Raw genomic sequence first — 18,676 nt, 5'->3', positions numbered from 1 at the left:
TGGGATGCGCTGGAGTCGAGCTGGGCTAGAACGCCTGGCCCCAATTCGAGCTGCTATCCTCAGCAAACGTTTCCATGAAGTGTGGACAGCCGTTTACAACTCGCCCCTAAACTGAAATGCACCCGGCTGAAATGCTTACTTGACTCCGCAGAGCCCGTTGGTATAGATAGGATGATTCACTATGCCAATTTGACCACACGGCATAGTTGGTTATAATAGATATCGTAACGAATTCCTATAGGCCTGAGTAGCTCAGTCGGCAGAGCAACCGCCTTGTAAGTGGTCGGTCGGGGGTTCGATTCCCCCCTCAGGCTCCAGCAGCAATAACTGCTTGGTCATGCAAAGAACAAAGCACTGGCCTGCGTGGAACCCAATATAGGGCTAAAGAACCCTTCACAAGCCATCTGATATAAGTTCATATGCGCTTGGGCAGGTAGCGAAGTGGACAAACGCGGCTGACTGTAAATCAGCTGGCTCAGCCTTCGGTGGTTCGAATCCGCCCCTGCCCACTATGAGTAAGACGACCGCCTATTACCCTTAGTAGTAAATAGGCGGTCTTGCTATGTTCGGCTGTTGTGTTGCTGGCCGGGCCTGTGGCCATTCAGGGTCGCATAGGAACTGCATCCAATTGATTCCTGCGAACTTGCACCTCATCATGTCAATGCTGGCGTCCCTCAGCACTATAGAACAGTGGAGTAATGTGTCAAAAGTCAAGAGCAGAATGGAATATGCAACGCGAGCCGGACTTTTCCACACAGTTTGTTTTCGTTTGACACCTGGCAGTTATAGACACTATAATGGCTTCGAAACAACTCAGAGGTCATGACAATCTACCACTGCTCAAGGAGGAGAAGATGGAACCCTTTCAGCCCCAGGTGCTTTCTTACGAAGAGATCCGCGCTCTGCTGACAGAGGTCTCCCCGGAGGAGTTCGAACAAGCCAAGGCCCACTCGCTGACCCGCCTCAAGCGCCAGATCCTCTACGAGGGCGTTCCCGGCAGCGCCATCGTCCGTGACACGGATGGCAACGAGTACATTGACTGTACCTCTCAAGCATGGTCGCTCAATGTGGGCTATTGTCATCCCGACGTGCTGGCTGCAGTTGTGGAGCAAATGCGCCACCTGACCCACGTTCGTTACAGTTACGCCACTATCCCCCGCATCAAACTCCTTAATCGCCTACCGCAACTCTTCCCCGGCAATCTGAACAAGGTAGTCCTGAACAACCAAGGTGGCGGAACAACAATTGAGGCGGCCATGAAATTAGCCATGATCAACAAGCCCGGTGCATCCACCTTTTTGGTGGCCTACCGTAGCTATCATGGCTGCACGCTTGTGACCCTGGCAGCCAGCCATTACATGCCCGGCCTTTTGCGTTTTTCTGGCTTTGGGCTCGACCATCTGGTCAAATTCCCATACCCTTATTGTTATCGCTGCCCTGTTGAAAAGGAGCCACGCACTTGCGGCCTGGCTTGCCTGGACTGTGTCGAGCAAGCCATTCGCTATGGCGCCAACACGCCCATTGCCGGTCTGATTATCGAGCCCATGCAAGGCGCTGGCGGACAGATCCCGACCCCGCCTGGCTACCTAGCAGGCCTCAAGGAAATCTGTCAACGACATGGCATTTTCCTCATCTTTGACGAGAGCCAGACAGCCTTTGGCCGCATTGGAGCTATGAGCGCAGCCGAATACTACGGTGTCGTTCCCGACATGCTGGTTCTCACCAAGGGGCTAGGAGGTGGTTTCCCGGTTGGGGCACTTCTGGCTCGCGAGGACCTAAAAGGGTTTACTGCCGTAGAAGAGCACACTACCTTTGGCTCTAATCCGGTTTCTTTCGCCGCTGCCTTGGCCACCATCGAGGTCATGCTGCGACTTGACCTACCTGGACGGGCCAAACGTCTTGGTGAGTATGCCACGGCACGCCTGCGGCACATGCAGGAACAACACCCGCTCATCGGTGATATACGCGGGCCAGGACTATTTATTGGTGTAGAACTAGTAGAAGATCCCCAGACAAAAAAGCCGGCCACGGAGCGCGCCACAGCACTGGTGGAATTGGCTATGCTTTACGGGGTTATCTTCGACGTGGACATGCCTGATTTAGTCAACGGCCTGCCAACACGCCGCAATACGATCAAGATCAAGCCACCGTTGACGATCACTGAAGAACAATTGAACCGTGCGCTGGATGTATTCGAGAGTGTTTTGAAGGAAGTAGAACAGTTCTCAACGGAAGATCTTGTGCAGATTCGCGAGCAAATGATAGAAGAAGCCATGCCAAGGTAGCAACACGCAACATGACCGCGGAACACGAGATGGAGAGTGAGGCATGACCCAATATATCATTGCCCACGACGTGGGCACGGGCGGCAACAAGGCGGTACTCGTGGATACAGAAGGAAACGTGCACGCCACCACCTTTGCCCCCTATCCTATCTCCTATCCCTGCCCAGACTGGGCCGAGCAAGAGCCAGAGGATTGGTGGCGTGCAGTGACCGTTACGACCCGTCAGGTGCTGGAACGAGCCAAAGTCGCAGCCCGCGACGTTTTGTGCATGGTATACACCACGCAGATGCTAGGCATTGTCCCTATGGGCAAGGATAAACAGCCGCTGCGTCCAGCCATTATCTGGCTGGACTCGCGCGCCCCAGAGCAGGCCGAGCGTATCATGCGCAAATTCCTTGGCCGCAAGGTTTTTGCCTTGATTGCTGGCGCAGAACTTTCCGGAAAAGATGGCCTGCCCAAGCTGCTATGGCTCAAGGAGCACGAGCCACATATCTACACGGCGATGAGCTGCTTCCTGGATGTGAATGGGTATCTCATCTACCGCGCCACCGGCAACATAGTTTTTGAATGGTCCTGTGCTTCTGCCTTTGGCTTCGACCTCAAAAAGAAAGATTGGTTGCGGGGAATTATCCGTTACATTGGGCTGGACATGGACAAATTTCCACCTCTGGTGCGCTCTATTGACCAAGCAGGCAGGTTAACAGCGCAAGCGGCAGCAGAATGTGGATTGCAGGAGGGTACCCCGATCTTTGGCGGAGGCGGAGATGCTCCTGGAGCAGCAGTTGGTGCTGGAGCGGTAGTCGAAGGAGATGGCCATATCTATTTGGGAACCTCTGGCTGGGTTGGCGTGACCACATCCAAGACGCCTACGGGTCGTCACGGTGTAGCCACGCTGCAATCCGCCGATCCTAACAAGGCACTGCTGTTTGCTGAAATGGAGACGGCAGGAGCATGTTTGAAGTGGATCGCCGACGAATTTTATAAAGCCGAGCAGGCTGACCCAAACATTCCCAATGTCTATGCGCTAATGGATGAGAAAGTGAAAACAATCCCGCCCGGCTCCGACTTTCTGATCTGCACGCCCTGGCTCTATGGCGAACGAGCGCCAATCGCAGATACCTGGGTGCGAGGCACTTTCTTCAACCTGAGCGCTGATCATACCCGAGAACATCTCCTGCGGGCAGTGTATGAAGGAGTGGCCTACAACTTACGCTGGATGATCGAGATTGTAGAAACAACCTTTCGCTTCCCACTGCCAACGTTGCGCATCATTGGTGGTGGTGCGCGGGGCAAACCTTGGATGCAGATCATTGCCGATGTGACTGGCCGACGTGTTGAGACAGTCGCCAATCCGCAGGAGGCAGGGGCAGTGGGAGCAGCGCTTACTGCTGCTGTCGGCCTGGGGTTATACCCTGACTTTGAGTCGCTGAAAAAAGTCGTATGCGTGGAGCACGAATTCGAGCCCCAGGCCGATAACGCAGATACCTATGCAGTTCTTTATCAAGCCTATCAGCGGTTGTATACTTCTCTGCGCCGCCTATACCGGGATGTGAATGAGGTGCGCTTCCGTGTCTGTCAGCCACCACAGAAACCGGTGTAGGCTGCCTATCCCGCAGTGAATGGCTCGCACGCCACCCAAGCAGGGCACGAGTGCATGGCCTGCGGGTGCCGAGCAAGTCCAAAATCAGCGCTAGGGCTATCATAAAGTCGTGCAAAAGGATATCAATAAACCAAAAAGGAGAGCAATATGACTGCGACAATTCTGAACGGTCGAGAATTGGCCAAGACGATGCAAGAAGAGATCACTGCCGAGGTTGAAGCATTCAAGTCCCGCTACAATGTGGTTCCCACCATTGCAGTGGTGCGGGCGGGCGAAGATCCTGCTTCAGTCAGCTATGCCAAGGCGATCGAAAAAGCCTTTAATGGCCGCGGAATGGGATTTGCTCTGCATACATTGCCGGAAACAGCAACACAGGACGAGATTGTAGCCTTGGTTGCCGCCTTGAACGCTGATCGGAATGTTCACGGCATCATGGTACAGGAGCCATTTCCCAAAGGAATCAACGAGGCAGCAGTGAAGGAGGCTCTTTCTCCAGACAAGGATGTGGATGGCGTGCATCCCGTGAATACTGGCCGACTAGCTCAAGTAGCACCGGTAGGACGGCCACCCATGGTCGAGCCGTTTTTCGTTCCTGCCACACCTGCTGGTGGACTAGAGATACTCAAGCGCTATCAAGTCCCATTGCAGGGGAAACACGCCGTGGTTGTGGGTCGTTCAAATATCGTGGGCAAGCCCATGGCTATGCTTCTATTGCGCGAGAATGCGACGGTAACCATTTGTCATTCACAGACAACAGACCTGGCTGCCGTGTGCCGCAGCGGTGACATCCTCTGTGCGGCTGTGGGGCGTGCAAAGATGATCAAGGGCGATTGGATCAAACCCGGCGCAGTGGTCATTGATTTTGGCGTCAACTTTGTGGACGGTCAAATGTGCGGCGATGTGGACTATGAAGCTGCACTGGAAGTGGCAGGGATGATCACACCCGTACCGGGCGGCACAGGCCCAATGACCAACATCATGCTAATGCGCAATGTGCTTGAAGCTGCCAAAAGACAGATGGAAGCATAGATCTTGCGCACCATGTTATAAGCCTATACGCCACCGTATTTGGGGAGAGTACTGAAAAACCGGGATGGTGAGCTACAGTCCTCCTTATGGAGGTGGAAACAGCCCCACGCTCATGGCTTATGCTACCCCCACTGGTTAACCCGTTCTGTCTTGCACTCCAAACGAGGCTTTTTCAATATCCCCTGCAGTGGTGTTCTTTTGACTTTTCAAGCAATCGTATATATATTCTGGGCAAGGAAATGCCGAGTTATCTCAGAGGCTAATGCAGATGGGCGAGTTAGGGGAAACTCTGCGCAAGGCGCGTGAAGCCAAAGGCTTATCTCTAGCGCAGGTGGAGGAAGCAACCAAAATCCTCAGTACCTACTTGCAGGCGCTGGAAAATGAGGAGTTCGAACGCCTGCCTGCTCCTGTTTACGTGAAGGGCTTCCTGAGAAACTATGCCATTTACCTGGGTCTCGATCCACAGCAGGTGCTTTCTCTATACTCTGCACCCGCCGCACCTGCTGCAGCGGCACCTGCCTTCAGCGTGCTGAATGAACCCCTTGAGCCAGTGACACTGCGCTCGCTGTGGCCGCTGGGGTTGGTCGTGTTGGCTGTTGTTCTGGCTGTCTTGGGCTGGTGGGGGTACCAGAGATACCGTGGTAGAGCGCCCTTTGCACTGGCATGGCCGTTGGCGCGTGCTACTGCTACAGCCACTCCTACTATTGCGCCTCCGACGCCTACCCCAACACCGCCCCCGCCTACGCCAACGGCTTCGCCGTCACCAACCTGGACCGCTGTTCCCACTCCTACTTCTACCCCAATGCCGACCACAGTGGGCCTGGAATTGAGCGTCGAAATCGTAGGGGAGCGGGCTTGGCTATTGGTGATTGCAGATGATGAACGGGTCTTTGCTGGATTCCTCGAACCTGGAGCCAAGAGCACCTGGACTGCGCGTGAACGAATTGTGCTGCGCAGCGGCAAACCCGCTGCCACTCTGGTGACACTGAACGGTCAGGCCCTCGGGCCATTGGGTCCGCCGGATGAGGTCGTTGAACAAGAGTGGATTGTGCCGGGAACGCCCACGCGCACGTCAATGCCAACCGCAACCCCTTGAGATGCCACACAAACTGCATGGTTCTGCGCATAAGTCGGCAAGCAATCTGCACTGCCTCGCTGTTCTATCTTTTGAACGCATATGAGAAAGCGCTTCTATCTTCTCTCGTTAGGATGTCCCAAGAACACTGTGGATGCGGAGGCCATGGCTAGTCTGCTGCAAGAAGCAGGGTGGCGCAAGGTAGAGCAGCCCGGTCGTGCCGATTTGTTGATCGTGAACACCTGCGCTTTCATAGAGCCCGCGCGAGAAGAATCATATGCTGCGCTGCAGAAACTGGCTGAGCGCAAGCGGAGTGGCCAGGTTCTGCTGGCTGCTGGATGCCTGCCACAACGCTATGGGGTAGGGGTGCGACGTGCAGTGCCAGGCGTGGATGGCATTCTCGGTACCAGAGAATGGGCGAACATCAACTTGTGTGTTGCCCAGCTGTTTGGCCTAGCAGCAGAGGCTTCGGTACGACCTCGCGGTGAGGTATCCGTTGTCACCCCCATGCGCCGCCAAGCGCAAGGCCCCAGCGCTTATTTGAAGATTGCCGATGGCTGCAGTGCGCCATGCGCTTTTTGCGCTATACCCCTCATCAAGGGGCCACAGCGCAGCAAGACGCGCAGGGCTGTCCTGGAGGAGGCTCGGCAATTGGTTGAACAAGGAGTACTGGAGATCATCCTGATTGCCCAGGATACGACGGCATACGGCCGCGACCTGGGGGAGAAGGATGCTCTGTCCTCTCTCATTGAGGATATGCTGGCAACTGTGCCCCAGCTTCCTTGGCTGCGGGTGATGTACACCTATCCACAGCATATTACTCCACGCCTGATTGAAATCATGGCTCGCCACCCCCAGGTCTGTCATTACCTCGATATTCCATTGCAACACGCCCATCCCGCTACCCTGCGCCGTATGCAGCGCTCCCCTGATATAGCAGGCGTGCGGCAGTTGATCGCAAGGCTGCGCCAAGCCATGCCCGACATCGCTCTGCGTACAACCTTCATCGTGGGCTATCCTGGTGAAACAGAAGAAGAGTTCACCGTGCTGCTGGACTTTATGGCAGAGATAGCTTTTGATAAGGTGGGCGCTTTTATCTACTCGCCCGAGGAAGGCACCGCAGCGGCTAGCCTGCCCAATCCGGTACCCCGCGAAGTAGCTGAAGAGCGCTACGCGCGGCTGATGGAGCTGCAGCGTGGCATATCGCTGACACGCAACCAGATGCAGGTTGGACGCACGCTAAATGTGCTGGTCGAAGGGTTTGGAGATGGCTTGAGCGTTGGCCGCTGCTATCGCGACGCGCCAGAGATTGATGGCTATGTGCTCATGCGCGGCGAATGGCCGGTAGGACAAATGGTCAAAGCCAAAATTGAACGCGCTTTGGAGTATGACCTGGAGGGTCGCGTCCTATCTTGCTGATGAGAAACCAGGTTTGGGAGAAAAACCTGGTTTCTCTTTCCTATTCTATCGTCCCCGTAGTTCTCGCAACTTGGCATCTATCTCGGCAACGCGCACTTGTTCCGCCAGCCAGAATTCCGGGTTGCGTTGCGCGTTCAATTCCTCGATAGTTTTGCCCTGTTGTTCCACCCAAGTGTAGTATTTCAAGTTGTGCCAGCGGCTGCGCGCCTCGCGTGTGCCTTCCATGATCCAGTCCAATTTTTGATTGTGGAAGATGCTTACCAGCCTCACCTTGGCTTCTGTTTCGTCCATCTTGCCATAGGTAGCGGTCAATTGCGCCATGACCGAATGGTAGCGGTCAATAGCGTCAGTCAGAATCGTAACGATGATGTCATCCTTGCCAAAACCATAGAATTTGGCAGTTTTGATCGCACCCAACACGTTGCACACACCAGAGATGCCAAAGGTTTCGGCCATCAGGTGCACTGTATTCTCAGGAATGCCATAGTCCTGGGTCAGCACGCGCCAGCCGGCGACCTCGGTCAACAATTGGAGCCCCTTTTTGCATTCCAGGTCGTCAATGCACATCAGGGCATCCATGTTCCATACGTTGTGGATCCACGTAGCGTGCTTGTCACCGATGCCTTGGATATCATGCCCGCCATAGCCGTTGCAGAAAAGTGTCGGACACTGGATAGGCTCCAAACCGACGATCTTGTGCTCTGGCCAGATTTGCTTGAGGCGGTCACCAGCGGCGATCGTCCCTGCTGAACCCATCGCCGAGACGTAGGCTGCCACTTTCCCTTTGCCAATGCCCTGCTGTTGTAACTCAGTAGCGAGTTCCGCAATAGTATTTCCAGTAACATAATAATGAAAGCGGTAGTTGCCAAAGACCTCGAACTGATTGAGGATGCGAATGCGTTCAGGATCGGCAGCTTTCAGTTCTTTGCACTTGTCGTAGATTTCCTTGACATTGCTCTCACAACCTGGTGTAGCGATAACCCGCGCTCCGTAACGGCGGATAATCTCGAAGCGCTCTTTGCTCATCTCCTCGGGTAGGATGACCACGCTGTCAAAACCCATACGGCAACCAACATAGGCCCCGCCAATGCCATAGTTGCCGGTCGAGGGCCAGACCAAGGTGTGGATGGTAGGATCTACTTCACCAAATAGCTCCTTTTCAATCAGCACGGAATAGGTCGCACCGACTTTATGGCTGCCCGTGGGAAAATCTTTGGAGTAGAGCACGACAATCGGCGCTTCGACGTTGGTTAGTTGCTTGGGTAAGACATAGGCATATACCTTGCCCTGGGGCGAACGCCATGTGATGTTGTACAGGTTAATAGGATCGAGTGGGTCTTTGATGCGCATTTCCAGTGCACGCTGGCGCACTTGTGGGTCGATCTTATCCGGGTGCAGCATCTCTTCGAAAGTAGGACCGGTAATTAGTTTGCTTGCTTTCGCCATTATTCATCTCCTTGTCTTCATACATTTGGTGACATACAGCTCTACTTGAATAGGCAACAGAACGCTTCGCGGAAAGCACAAGGGCTCTGCTTTCCGCGAAGCGTCCCTTGTCTGTCAAGAGGACAAATAGCCATATTAGCAGGCGGGACAAAACACATTCCACGAATTTGTCCTGCCTGCGCACCCTGCGCGAAAGCAGAACATGCAGGGATGCGGGTTAGCGCATTACCAAACTCATCACAGCTTTCTGTACGTGCAGTCGGTTCTCTGCCTCATCGTAAACAACAGAACGCCACCCTGACTTTGGATCGGTGTTGTCAATCACCGCATCCACGACCTCCCAGCCACGGTCAGCGGGCAGGCAGTGCATGTAGATGGCTTCTGGGTCAGCCAGGGCCATGTACTCTGGTGTGGCCTTCCAATCTTTGTGGCGATCAAAGATCTCTTGAGCGAGTTTCGGGTTGTCCTCACCCACTGGTGGCTTGAACATCTGCACGGGAGCCCAAGCCTTGGGATAGAGCACGTGCGCACCCTTGGCAGCCTGCTCGAAATCATGCACGATGCGGAAGGAAGAACCGTTCACTTTAGCATAGTTCTGGCAAGCCTGAATGACCTCGGGATCTAGCTCCATTTCCGGCGGATGAGCGAGTGTTACATCCATGCCCATCTTGGTAGCAGCGATGATGGCGCTCTGCGGCACGGCGCGCGGCTTGTGCACGCTGGGCGAGTAAGCCCAAGACATGACGAACTTCACCCCCTTGAAAGTGCCAAATTTTTCCTTCACGGTGAGGATGTCGGCCAAAGCCTGGAAGGGATGATATTTGTCATCCTCCATGTTCAGCACTGGGATATCAGCCCAGTAGGCAAAGTTGCGGATCAGTTCGTTCGCCCCACCATAGACCCAGTCCACCGGATCGCCATAGCAGCGGATCGCAATAGCGTGACCCATACGCGACAGCACCCGCGCTACGTCCGAGACACGCTCGGTGGAGTAGGCCACTTCCTTGCCGGGCAAGGCAGGCGTGTAGATCCTTTCTGGATCCAGATAGTGAGCATGGCCGCCCAGCTGGGTCATGCCTGCCTCAAACGAGTTGCGCGTGCGCAGAGACTGATTGTAAAAAATCATGAATAGGGTCTTGGCACGCAGGATGTGATCGTGGGGTTCGCCAAGGGCAAACCGTCGCTTGAGATCGAGCGCTACATCGAGGATGGTCTCAACTTCCTCTTTGCTCCATTCTAGCAAGGTGATGAAATCACGACCGCGAAAACTGTCTGTTCTCATGTGACATTACCTCCTAAAGTGTTATTCGAAACGCACCACGAAAGGTGCAGTTAGAACAGGGCTCAATAAGTGAAAAGTTAACTAGTAGCCATCCACCTGGCTCATCTTTTCTTTGCTGTACGCCTGGTACCAAGGTATGCTTCCTGTACGACGGGGTCTTTAAGCAGTTCTTGGCCACTGCCCTCGCGGACGATCTCTCCCGTTTCCAGAACATAGGCACGGTGAGCGATGGCCAGTGCTTTACGGGCATTCTGCTCTACCAGGAGCAGGGTAGTTCCTTCCTGATTGATCTCCCGAATGACTTTGAATATTTCTTGCACCAGCATGGGTGCCAAGCCGAGCGAAGGCTCGTCCATGAGCATGAGTCTGGGGTGTGACATGAGTCCTCGGCCAATGACGAGCATTTGTTGCTCGCCGCCACTGAGGCTGCCAGCATATTGGCCCTCGCGCTCCCGCAAGCGCGGGAAGATGCGATAGACCCTTTCCAAATCAGCGGCAATCCCCTGCGCATCGCGGCGAAGGAAAGCACCGATTATAAGGTTTTCTTTCACAGTGAGATTGGCAAAGACTTGCCGCCCTTCCGGCACCTGGGCAATGCCTCTCGCTACCACTTGGTGCGCCCTGCGCGGAAGAGGTTGGCCTTCGTAGATGATTTCGCCGTTGCTGATAGGCACCACACCCGAGATAGCATTCAACAATGTGGACTTGCCCGCACCATTGGCACCGATGATGGTAACAATTTCGCCCTCATCAACATGCAGGGAAATACCGCGCAGCGCTTGCACGCCACCGTAAGAAACATAAAGGTCTTTGATCTCTAGCAAACGGGTCATAGTTCTTCTCCCGCTCCTAAGTAGGCCTGGATGACTGCCTCATTCGATTGGATTTCTTCTGGGGTGCCTTGGGCAATCTTCTTGCCAAAGTCAATCACGACGATGTCGTCGCACAGCTCCATTACCACTTCCATGTGGTGCTCGATGAGCAAAATGGTGAGATTAAATTTCTCTTTAATGTCTTCGATGAAATCCATTAACTTTTCGGTTTCATCAGGATTCATCCCTGCAGCGGGTTCATCCAGTAGAAGCAAGCGAGGCTGCAAGGCAAGTGCGCGCGCGATTTCAAGACGTCGTTGATGTCCATAAGGCAGATTCTTCGCGCGTTCCTTCGCCCTGTCAGCTAATCCGACTAGCTCAAGCAGGGAATACGCTTGTTCGGTCAGCACCTTTTCCTGTTTCAAGCGACGCGGCGTGGGGAAGAGCCCTTCGAGGATAGAGTAGTTCGCCTGCTGATGGCAGGCCGTCCGCACGTTATCCAACACGCTGAAGTCAGGAAACAGGCGGATGTTCTGAAAGGTGCGCGCAATGCCCTTTTGGGCGATCTCGTGAGCTGGCAGATTCGTAAGCGGTTGGCCATCGAACCGTATCTCGCCCCGCGTTGGTGGATAGATGCCAGTGATCAGGTTAAAGATCGTTGTTTTGCCCGCGCCATTCGGACCGATAATAGCGTGCAGGTGGCCAGAGTCTAGAGAATAGCTGAAATCGTCAACAGCTTTTACTCCACCAAAAAATTTGCTCAGGTTTGTAATTTCCAAAAGCGCCATAGAACCCTCTCAGCTTTGTTTCAGGAAACGTCTACGCCCGCTGACCCAGAGCTCCCGCAGCGAGCCTATGCTAAGTTCCCAAGAGCCCAACAGCCCTTCAGGTCGGATCACCATGATGGTTACGACCAAAGCCCCATAAGTAACCAGTCTCCAAGCCGATGCAACACGCAAAACCTCAGGTAGGGCAGTGAGGATGATGCTAGCCAGAACAGCGCCCGTGACGCTATGCATGCCGCCAAAAATCACCATAGAGATTAGCTCAGTAGACTTGGGGATTCCGAACATGGAGGGTTGGATAAACCCCACGTAGTGAGCAAGGAACCCCCCTGAAAGCCCCGCTAGAGCACCATTGATCGCAAAGGAGACTTGCTTGTAGCGAAAAGTATCCACAGCAATGGCTTCCGCTGCCAGTTGATCCTCACGCACCGCTACGCAATTGCGTCCATGACGAGAGGACACATAATTCCGTATTAGCCAGACACAGAAAAGGGTGACGGCTAAGATCACGGGCAAGGAGGTCCGAGTAGGGATGCTAGGAATACCCCGTGAGCCCCCGGTAATTTTTTCCAGATTCTCGACAACCAAACGAGTAGCCTCAGCAAAACCCAGTGTAGCAATAGCGAAGTAATCACCCTTTAAGCGAAGGGTAGGGTAACCCAGCGGGATACTGACCAACAGCGAGGCTAGGCAACCACCCAGCAAGGCCAAAGGAAATGGGGCGTGGAGTCTCATGGTCATCAACGTAGACACATAAGCACCCACGGCCATGAATCCCGCCTGACCGAAGCAGAACGAGCCAGTAAAGCCGGTCAGCAGCGAAAGCCCAAGAACAGCAAGCAGGTTCACGCAAGTCAAGATAGCAATGCCAGCAAAATATCCACTCACCGCTTTCCCCCTATCACGTTAGGCTTTTTCCTGTGCGACAGTGCCCATCAGTCCCGCAGGCCGGGCAATAATGATGATAGTCATGAGCAGATAGGAGAAGAGGTCACGGAATGCTGAGGAGATGTAGGCGGCAGCAAAGGTCTCGGTAATCCCCAGGACGAAGGCCCCTACTACTGCTCCAGGCAAGCTACCCAATCCACCAACCACCGCAGCGATAAAGGCTTTAATGGTCAGCACTCCCATCCATGGGTAAACGGTGTACTTCATTCCGAACAGCACTCCCCCTACTCCTGCTGTAGCTCCAGCCAAAAGGAATACCATGGTGGCGATCAAATCAGGGTTGATCCCCATGAGACTAGCCACCCTCATGTTATAGGCCGCAGCCTGGATGGCAATCCCGATTTTCGTCCTGTAGACCAGCCATGTCAGCAGCAGCAGCACAATGACCGTGATGATGAAAATCATCAGATCTAGACGGCCAATGCTCAGTGTCCCTACCGCAAAGGGCTTGGTTGGTAGAACATCTGGGTATGTACGGAAGTTTGGGCCAATCGTGACAATGGTAAAGTTCTGCAAGAAGATGGACATGCCCATGGCAGAAATCATCAGATAGAGCAAGGGTGCTCTTCTGAGCCGCAATGGGCGGTACGCAATCTTCTCTATTACCATAGCGATAATACCCGCACCTAGCATTGCAATGGCGATAGCCAGTCCAAAGGGCACTCCCAACTTGGTGAGAGCAAAGAAACCGAGATAAGAACCCAGCATGAGCACATCGCCATGTGCAAAATTAGAAAAATTCAGGACGCTGTAGACCAGAGAGTAGCCCACAGCAATCAAGGCGTATACAGCTCCGACTGAGATGCCATTGACAATTTGTTGCCAAATCATGGCCGACGGGCCTCCTCAGAGATTCAATTTCCGCAAGTAGGAAAAGTGGGGGAGGGGGTCCCACCTCCCCCACTTTACACACGAGATCGCCTTATTTCATTGGTTCGAACTGCTTGTAGAACTGGAACTTGCCATTCTTGATGGCAATGATAGCGGCGGCCTTGCCCACAGGGTTATGCGTCTCTGGGTCAATGTTGATGACACCGGTGAACACTTCTACACCCTTTAGGTTCTCCAGCGCATCGCGAATCGCCTGAGGTTCCGCTTTGCCGGCCTTCTCGATAGCTGCTTTGAGCATGATCATGGCATCATGCCCCATGATCGAGTTGATCTCGATGTCCTTATTGAAGCGCTTCTTGTACTGCTCGCGCCACTCCTGCACATTCGGGGCATCGATATCACCATGGTTGACGAAATAGGAGCCTTCGACGGCATCCGCTGCCATCTCCAACAGTGCTGAGGATGGCCAACCATCGCCGCCCAGGAACGTCGCGGTAATGCCTAGATCCCTGGCCTGTCTAGTGGAGAGGGCTACCTCTTTGTACAGGAACGGCATGATGATCACATCGGGGTTAGCTTCCTTGATCTTGGTGAGCTGTGCGCGGAAATCTACGTCGCCGCTTTTGAAAGCCTCATCAGCAACTAATTCACCACCCAGCTCAGCCCACGACTGCTTGAAGAAGTCGCGGACACCTACCGAGTAATCAGAGCTGATCTCATAGAGCACAGCTGCCCTGCGTGCCCCCAGATCGTCCCAGGCGAATTTTGCCTTCACGTAGCCGGAATAGGAGTCAATGAAGCACACGCGGAAGGTGTACTTCATCACTTTGCCCGGCTCTGGCACCGTGACTCGTGGGTTGGTGGCAAAGGTGCTGATAACAGGCACTTTGCCTTCCTCAGCAACTGGAGCAACCGCAATGTTGCGCCCGCTGCTGTTGCAGCCGATAATGGCTACCACTTTGTCTTCGTTGATCAGCCTCTTGACCGCGTTCACGGCCTCGAGCTGGTCACCCTTGTCATCGTAGACGACCAGTTCGACTTTCTTGCCTAGGATGCCGCCGGCAGCGTTGATCTGCTCTATGGTCAGTATCACGCCGTCACGATCTGCCTGCCCCCACACGGCCTGGTCTCCAGACAAAGCCCCGAAGAACCCAATCTTGATGGTCTCTTCCTTGGCCTGTTGCTTGCAAGCAGATAGGCTAACGAGCAAAGCCAACACCCACATCGCAATCAAAATTTTCTTACTCATCTTCTGACCTCCTTTGTAGTTTGTTGATGAAAGGTGTTAGAAAGGTGCATGCGCAGCAGTTCGATCTTCTACATCACCTCCTCAGGCTGTTCTTCAGCAGATGGTTGCCCAACAGCGATCCTACAGAAGGAAGCCTGTTGGGAAAGGATCACTGGGATCGACAAAGAAACGATGCAAACCGGTAAGGTGTGCACTTCCCTTTATCTGCGGAACAACGGCAGGGATACCGCCCACCTGGGTCTCCGCTAACAGCTTGCCTTCGAAAGTCGTGCCCAAAACGCCAGCATTGATGAATCTCTCTCCAATGCCCAGCTCCCCACGGCGATGGAGCAAGGCCATCTTGGCGCAGGTGCCTGTTCCGCAGGGAGAACGGTCCACATGACATTCGCCGTAAACGACCATGTTCAGTCCTCGCCGTTGTGCGTGTCCGGTTGGGTCATAGAATTCTGCTACATCTACCGTAGTCACGTGCTTCAGCACAGGATGTTGGACAGTTAGTTGCTGGTTGGCTGCTTCAATAATGGCCATGCCCATCGATGCAAGGAGCCCGACGTTCTCTGGCTTTAGCTCCAGTCCCACCTGCTCTTTGGAGACCATAGCAAAGAAGCCGCCAGCATAGGAGATGTCCACCCGAATATGGCCTACCCCCGGCACATCGAGCGGCTGGTCCAATAGATAAGCAAAGCAGGGAACAGCCTGGATCGTGACTGAAGTGACTTTGTGACCCTGAATTTGCGCTGTCACTTCCATTGGGCCGGCAGGGGTATCCACTGTAATGGTTGCCTCAGGCTCACTCGCTGGTACCAAGCCGCTTTCCACCAGAGCGGTCACTGCACCTATGGTGCCATGCCCGCAGAGGTAAGGGTAACGGCGAGCATCCATGTAAATCAATCCCAAAGATGCTCCTGGGGTTACCGGGTCGGTTACGATGGCGGCAATCATGTCCCGATGACCACGTGGCTCCTGCGTCAGCAGAAGGCGCGCATAATCCATCTCGCGCATGATATAAAGCCGTTTGTCATTGATCGTTTGGCCAGGGACAGGGGGGAAGTTCAAGACCAAACGGGTAGGCTCTCCGGCCGTGTGAGAGTCTAACGTCAACAAAGAATTGGGGAAACGCGCCAACAAATCCTCAACGAACTCAACTGATTGTATCCGCTCCATCTGTGCTCTCATGGTGGCCTATGCTCCTGCTGCGATGGTCAAATGGGCTGTGTTACTATGGTACCTTCTCTCTCCAATGGCTGCGTTCAGCATAGCCCTGCGGGTGTTCTCAATCGCTTCCGTCATAAGTTTCTTGGCCAATTCGGAATCCCGCTGTCTCAAAGCCTGCACCAATTGCTTGTGTTCGCGGTCGAACTGAACTGCTCGGTCAAATAAACGTGCTTCCAAGAGCAGAATGCCCTGCATCTGGTCCAACACATTCGCCACGGCTTCAGCCAGTTTCTCATTCCCGCTTGCCAAGGCTACTCTATAGTGGAACTCGCGGTTATCCTTCAGATATTGGTAACAGCTATCCATGTCGCCTGGGACGTATGTACAGAGTATGTGCTCCAGGGCATCCAATTGTTCTGGGGTGATATTCTGCGCAGCCAGCTCAGCGGCCGCAGCTTCCAGTATGAGGCGTAATCCAAAGAGGTTCTGTAGGTCCTTGAGGGTCATGTAGGACACAAAATAGCCTGCGCGGGGAACGGCTTCTACCAAGCCCTCGTGTTGGAGGAGAGTGAGGGCTTCTCTTATCGGTGTTTTGCTGACCTTGTATCTCTTGGCCAACTCATCCACCGGCAACTTGTTCCCCATGCGATACACTCCGCCGAGGATATCTTCCTTGATTTTGCTGTAGACTTGCTCTCTTAGCAGCATGCTCTTTCGCTCTCAGCAAACAGTGCTTGCCTTCGCGCTGCAATGCCAGTAGTATTTCGCTGAAATTTTACTAAAATTCACAAATTTGTCAAATTGAAAAGGGGGGTTGTACCCCACGCCACATTTAGCCAATCTCGCGAATCTCGAACGCATTCGCCTCGGTATCATACAGCCCAAAGCTGGGCTGGCCAAACCGCCCCATCACTTCACCGGGATTGCCCCACAGCGTGGAGCCCACCATCTGGACATGGGCGGTGTGGTCGTGGCCGCTGAAGACGGCATCGTACTGGCCTGAACGAGCCAATGCCTCGCCGATTTCGGGGTAGTGAGCCACGGCGATGCGCTTGCCGCCCAGTTCCAAGCGAGCGATGGGCTGGTGGAAGGTGACGTTTCCGACCTGCTGGGCAATCTTGAGCAAGAGAAAGACATCCCCGTCATTGTTGCCAAAAACGGAGTGTACCGGGCCGCGAAAACCTTCGGCCAGCATCTTCAGCGTGAACGGCGCGCAGTAGTCCCCGCAGAAGAAAACCACTTCTACCCCATTCAACGAGGTAAGCACTTTCTGCAGGTTCTCCAGACGATCGTGACAATCGCTCAGCACCCCAATGAGCATAAGCCGCCTCCTTATGTAGTGAATGCTTCCAAGCCACAAATTCTAATGCAAAGCGCCCGGGATGACAAGCCATGCGACAGAAGCAAGATCCCTAATAACATCCTTTTGGACTTAATTGACTGGGTTGCTAGAAGGTATATAATAGAGGTGAACTTTATCGGTTGTGTTTTTGTTCTCCAAGGAGGCGCTATATGCCTGCAAAGAAAATGACCACATCCTCAGTGCCTATCTCTGCACCACGTGGCTATGGCTGGCTGGTGGATGTGCCCACGGTACATGATAGCCTGGGTTTTGCTCCCTTTCGCCATGCCCTTTACGACATCATCACCACCACACCTGAAACACCCTTTACCATTGGCGTCTTTGGTGCCTGGGGCAGTGGCAAGACCAGCTTAATGCTCATGCTGCAGGACGACTTATACCGTGCAAACCAAAGACGTCGTTGCAAGGAAAATAAAGATAGGTTCCGATTGGTCTGGTTCGATGCCTGGAAATACAACCAGGAAGAGCTCTTGTGGCGCACACTCTTGCTACGAGTGCTTGCCGCTCTGCGCCCCCCACAAGCAGAGGGCAGCCAGTCTGAGGACGAGAAGCGGCTATGCGCTGAACTCGATCGCCTTGAAGAAAGCTTGTACCGTGATGTGGATTGGGAGGAAAAAGGCAACCTGACTGTAGACATTCCAGAGGCAGTGAAGGCGGTTGGAGGAGGATTGCTCAAGCTCGGTTTTGCTGTTCTGCCTGGTGTGGGCACAGTATTCCAGGCGCTTCGCCTAGCCGATAAGGCGGCTGAAGCCGCACAGGGCAAAATAGGCGAAGGCGCTCTCAGTGAGGATGTTGCGGGTCTCCTGAAAGCATTTCGCAGAGATGTCATCCACCACCACCAACAGCACCTGGATTCACTGGAACGGTTCCAGAAAACCTTCGCGGATTTGGTCAAGGCACATGTTCTCGCTCAAGATCAACGGTTGGTACTTTTTGTAGATGACCTTGACCGCTGTCTGCCAGAGAAAGCAGTGGAAGTGTTGGAGGCAATCAAATTGTTCCTGGATGTACCTGGCTGTGTGTTTGTGCTCGGTCTGGAGCGCAAGGTTATCGAAGAGGGCATCCGTGTAAAATATAAGGATTTTGTTGTCGTGCCCGGTGGCGCGGCGCCCATTGTGGGTCGTGACTATCTGGAAAAAATCATCCAGGTGCCATTTAACCTGCCACCTATTGACTCGGCAGATATCCGCACATTTATCTGCCAAGTGGCTAAGCGCAGCAAAACCTCTAGGCTACGACAGACCCTGGAAGAACAAGCGGATATTTTTGCTGGGGTGCATTTCAGTTTAGGGGCGAGTTGTAAACGGCTGTCCACACTTCATGGAAACGTTTGCTGAGGATAGCAGCTCGAATTGGGGCCAGGCGTTCTAGCCCAGCTCGACTCCAGCGCATCCCAG

Annotated in this window: 16 protein-coding genes and 2 tRNA genes; 8 read left to right on the top strand and 10 right to left on the bottom strand. The window is 53.9% G+C overall.

Annotation, left to right across the window (positions count from 1 at the left end):
* The first annotated feature begins 241 nt into the window (after nt 1–241).
* From H5T67_12075 to rimO, 7 genes are all read left to right on the top strand, one after another.
* Nucleotides 242–317: transfer RNA gene (locus tag H5T67_12075), tRNA-Thr, on the top strand.
* 110 nt (nt 318–427) lie between these two features.
* A tRNA-Tyr gene (locus tag H5T67_12070) sits at nt 428–509 on the top strand.
* 345 nt (nt 510–854) lie between these two features.
* Entirely contained in the window at nt 855–2,285 is a 1,431-nt protein-coding gene (locus tag H5T67_12065; GenBank protein ID MBC7246041.1) for an aspartate aminotransferase family protein, read from the top strand.
* Between the two features lie 43 nt (nt 2,286–2,328).
* Entirely contained in the window at nt 2,329–3,885 is a 1,557-nt protein-coding gene (locus tag H5T67_12060) for a hypothetical protein (GenBank protein ID MBC7246040.1), read from the top strand.
* Nucleotides 3,886–4,032: 147 nt separating this feature from the next.
* The gene (locus H5T67_12055; GenBank protein MBC7246039.1) at nt 4,033–4,914 is read left to right on the top strand and encodes a bifunctional 5,10-methylenetetrahydrofolate dehydrogenase/5,10-methenyltetrahydrofolate cyclohydrolase; all 882 of its coding nucleotides are present in this window, start codon (nt 4,033–4,035) and stop codon (nt 4,912–4,914) included.
* Nucleotides 4,915–5,182: 268 nt separating this feature from the next.
* Nucleotides 5,183–6,010 carry a helix-turn-helix domain-containing protein gene (locus H5T67_12050; GenBank protein ID MBC7246038.1) on the top strand — a complete coding sequence of 276 codons (828 nt, stop codon included), beginning with the start codon at nt 5,183–5,185 and terminating at the stop codon, nt 6,008–6,010.
* Between the two features lie 81 nt (nt 6,011–6,091).
* Nucleotides 6,092–7,408 (top strand): 30S ribosomal protein S12 methylthiotransferase RimO, encoded by a 1,317-nt coding sequence (rimO, locus tag H5T67_12045; protein ID MBC7246037.1) that lies wholly within the window; start codon nt 6,092–6,094, stop codon nt 7,406–7,408.
* A gap of 45 nt (nt 7,409–7,453) precedes the next feature.
* Here the strand turns inward: rimO and H5T67_12040 are convergent, their stop codons facing one another.
* The 10 genes from H5T67_12040 to H5T67_11995 form a co-directional block, all read right to left on the bottom strand.
* Nucleotides 7,454–8,854: a pyridoxal-phosphate dependent enzyme gene (locus H5T67_12040; protein MBC7246036.1), complete on the bottom strand. Its 1,401-nt coding sequence runs from the start codon at nt 8,852–8,854 to the stop codon at nt 7,454–7,456.
* 217 nt (nt 8,855–9,071) lie between these two features.
* On the bottom strand, nt 9,072–10,136 hold the full coding sequence (locus H5T67_12035) for an ornithine carbamoyltransferase (protein ID MBC7246035.1): 1,065 nt from the start codon (nt 10,134–10,136) through the stop codon (nt 9,072–9,074).
* A gap of 101 nt (nt 10,137–10,237) precedes the next feature.
* On the bottom strand, nt 10,238–10,969 hold the full coding sequence (locus H5T67_12030; protein MBC7246034.1) for an ABC transporter ATP-binding protein: 732 nt from the start codon (nt 10,967–10,969) through the stop codon (nt 10,238–10,240).
* Nucleotides 10,966–11,736: an ABC transporter ATP-binding protein gene (locus H5T67_12025; GenBank protein ID MBC7246033.1), complete on the bottom strand. Its 771-nt coding sequence runs from the start codon at nt 11,734–11,736 to the stop codon at nt 10,966–10,968. The genes H5T67_12030 and H5T67_12025 overlap by 4 nt, the downstream gene beginning before the upstream one ends.
* A gap of 9 nt (nt 11,737–11,745) precedes the next feature.
* Nucleotides 11,746–12,621, bottom strand: a complete 876-nt coding sequence (locus H5T67_12020) for a branched-chain amino acid ABC transporter permease (protein MBC7246032.1) — start codon at nt 12,619–12,621, stop codon at nt 11,746–11,748.
* Between the two features lie 18 nt (nt 12,622–12,639).
* A complete protein-coding gene (locus tag H5T67_12015; GenBank protein ID MBC7246031.1) occupies nt 12,640–13,512 on the bottom strand; it encodes a branched-chain amino acid ABC transporter permease in 873 nt (290 codons plus the stop codon).
* A gap of 91 nt (nt 13,513–13,603) precedes the next feature.
* Nucleotides 13,604–14,761, bottom strand: a complete 1,158-nt coding sequence (locus H5T67_12010) for an ABC transporter substrate-binding protein (GenBank protein ID MBC7246030.1) — start codon at nt 14,759–14,761, stop codon at nt 13,604–13,606.
* 120 nt (nt 14,762–14,881) lie between these two features.
* Entirely contained in the window at nt 14,882–15,925 is a 1,044-nt protein-coding gene (locus tag H5T67_12005; GenBank protein ID MBC7246029.1) for a proline racemase family protein, read from the bottom strand.
* An 18-nt stretch (nt 15,926–15,943) separates the two neighbouring features.
* Nucleotides 15,944–16,624 (bottom strand): GntR family transcriptional regulator, encoded by a 681-nt coding sequence (locus tag H5T67_12000; GenBank protein MBC7246028.1) that lies wholly within the window; start codon nt 16,622–16,624, stop codon nt 15,944–15,946.
* Between the two features lie 124 nt (nt 16,625–16,748).
* Nucleotides 16,749–17,237, bottom strand: a complete 489-nt coding sequence (locus H5T67_11995) for a metallophosphoesterase (GenBank protein ID MBC7246027.1) — start codon at nt 17,235–17,237, stop codon at nt 16,749–16,751.
* 191 nt (nt 17,238–17,428) lie between these two features.
* Here H5T67_11995 and H5T67_11990 point away from each other — a divergent pair, with 191 nt between their 5' ends.
* Nucleotides 17,429–18,616 (top strand): hypothetical protein, encoded by a 1,188-nt coding sequence (locus tag H5T67_11990; GenBank protein ID MBC7246026.1) that lies wholly within the window; start codon nt 17,429–17,431, stop codon nt 18,614–18,616.
* The last annotated feature ends 60 nt before the right edge of the window (nt 18,617–18,676 follow it).

It is taken from the genome of Chloroflexota bacterium, from assembly GCA_014360905.1.
In the GTDB taxonomy this organism is placed as follows: domain Bacteria; phylum Chloroflexota; class Anaerolineae; order UBA2200; family UBA2200; genus JACIWX01.
The sequence above is the reverse complement of the archived record's forward strand: the minus strand, read 5'-3'. Positions and strand labels throughout refer to the sequence as shown.

Bases quoted from the DNA above. Each gene is read 5' to 3' on its own strand.
- H5T67_12060 (MBC7246040.1), top strand. From the start codon at position 2,329: ATGACCCAATATATCATTGCCCACGACGTGGGCACGGGCGGCAACAAG.
- H5T67_11995 (MBC7246027.1), bottom strand. From the start codon at position 17,237: ATGCTCATTGGGGTGCTGAGCGATTGTCACGATCGTCTGGAGAACCTG.
- H5T67_12055 (MBC7246039.1), top strand. From the start codon at position 4,033: ATGACTGCGACAATTCTGAACGGTCGAGAATTGGCCAAGACGATGCAA.
- H5T67_12015 (MBC7246031.1), bottom strand. From the start codon at position 13,512: ATGATTTGGCAACAAATTGTCAATGGCATCTCAGTCGGAGCTGTATAC.
- H5T67_12010 (MBC7246030.1), bottom strand. From the start codon at position 14,761: ATGAGTAAGAAAATTTTGATTGCGATGTGGGTGTTGGCTTTGCTCGTT.
- H5T67_12035 (MBC7246035.1), bottom strand. From the start codon at position 10,136: ATGAGAACAGACAGTTTTCGCGGTCGTGATTTCATCACCTTGCTAGAA.
- H5T67_11990 (MBC7246026.1), top strand. From the start codon at position 17,429: ATGCCTGCAAAGAAAATGACCACATCCTCAGTGCCTATCTCTGCACCA.
- H5T67_12030 (MBC7246034.1), bottom strand. From the start codon at position 10,969: ATGACCCGTTTGCTAGAGATCAAAGACCTTTATGTTTCTTACGGTGGC.
- H5T67_12050 (MBC7246038.1), top strand. From the start codon at position 5,183: ATGGGCGAGTTAGGGGAAACTCTGCGCAAGGCGCGTGAAGCCAAAGGC.
- rimO (MBC7246037.1), top strand. From the start codon at position 6,092: ATGAGAAAGCGCTTCTATCTTCTCTCGTTAGGATGTCCCAAGAACACT.
- H5T67_12065 (MBC7246041.1), top strand. From the start codon at position 855: ATGGAACCCTTTCAGCCCCAGGTGCTTTCTTACGAAGAGATCCGCGCT.
- H5T67_12040 (MBC7246036.1), bottom strand. From the start codon at position 8,854: ATGGCGAAAGCAAGCAAACTAATTACCGGTCCTACTTTCGAAGAGATG.
- H5T67_12005 (MBC7246029.1), bottom strand. From the start codon at position 15,925: ATGGAGCGGATACAATCAGTTGAGTTCGTTGAGGATTTGTTGGCGCGT.
- H5T67_12025 (MBC7246033.1), bottom strand. From the start codon at position 11,736: ATGGCGCTTTTGGAAATTACAAACCTGAGCAAATTTTTTGGTGGAGTA.
- H5T67_12000 (MBC7246028.1), bottom strand. From the start codon at position 16,624: ATGCTGCTAAGAGAGCAAGTCTACAGCAAAATCAAGGAAGATATCCTC.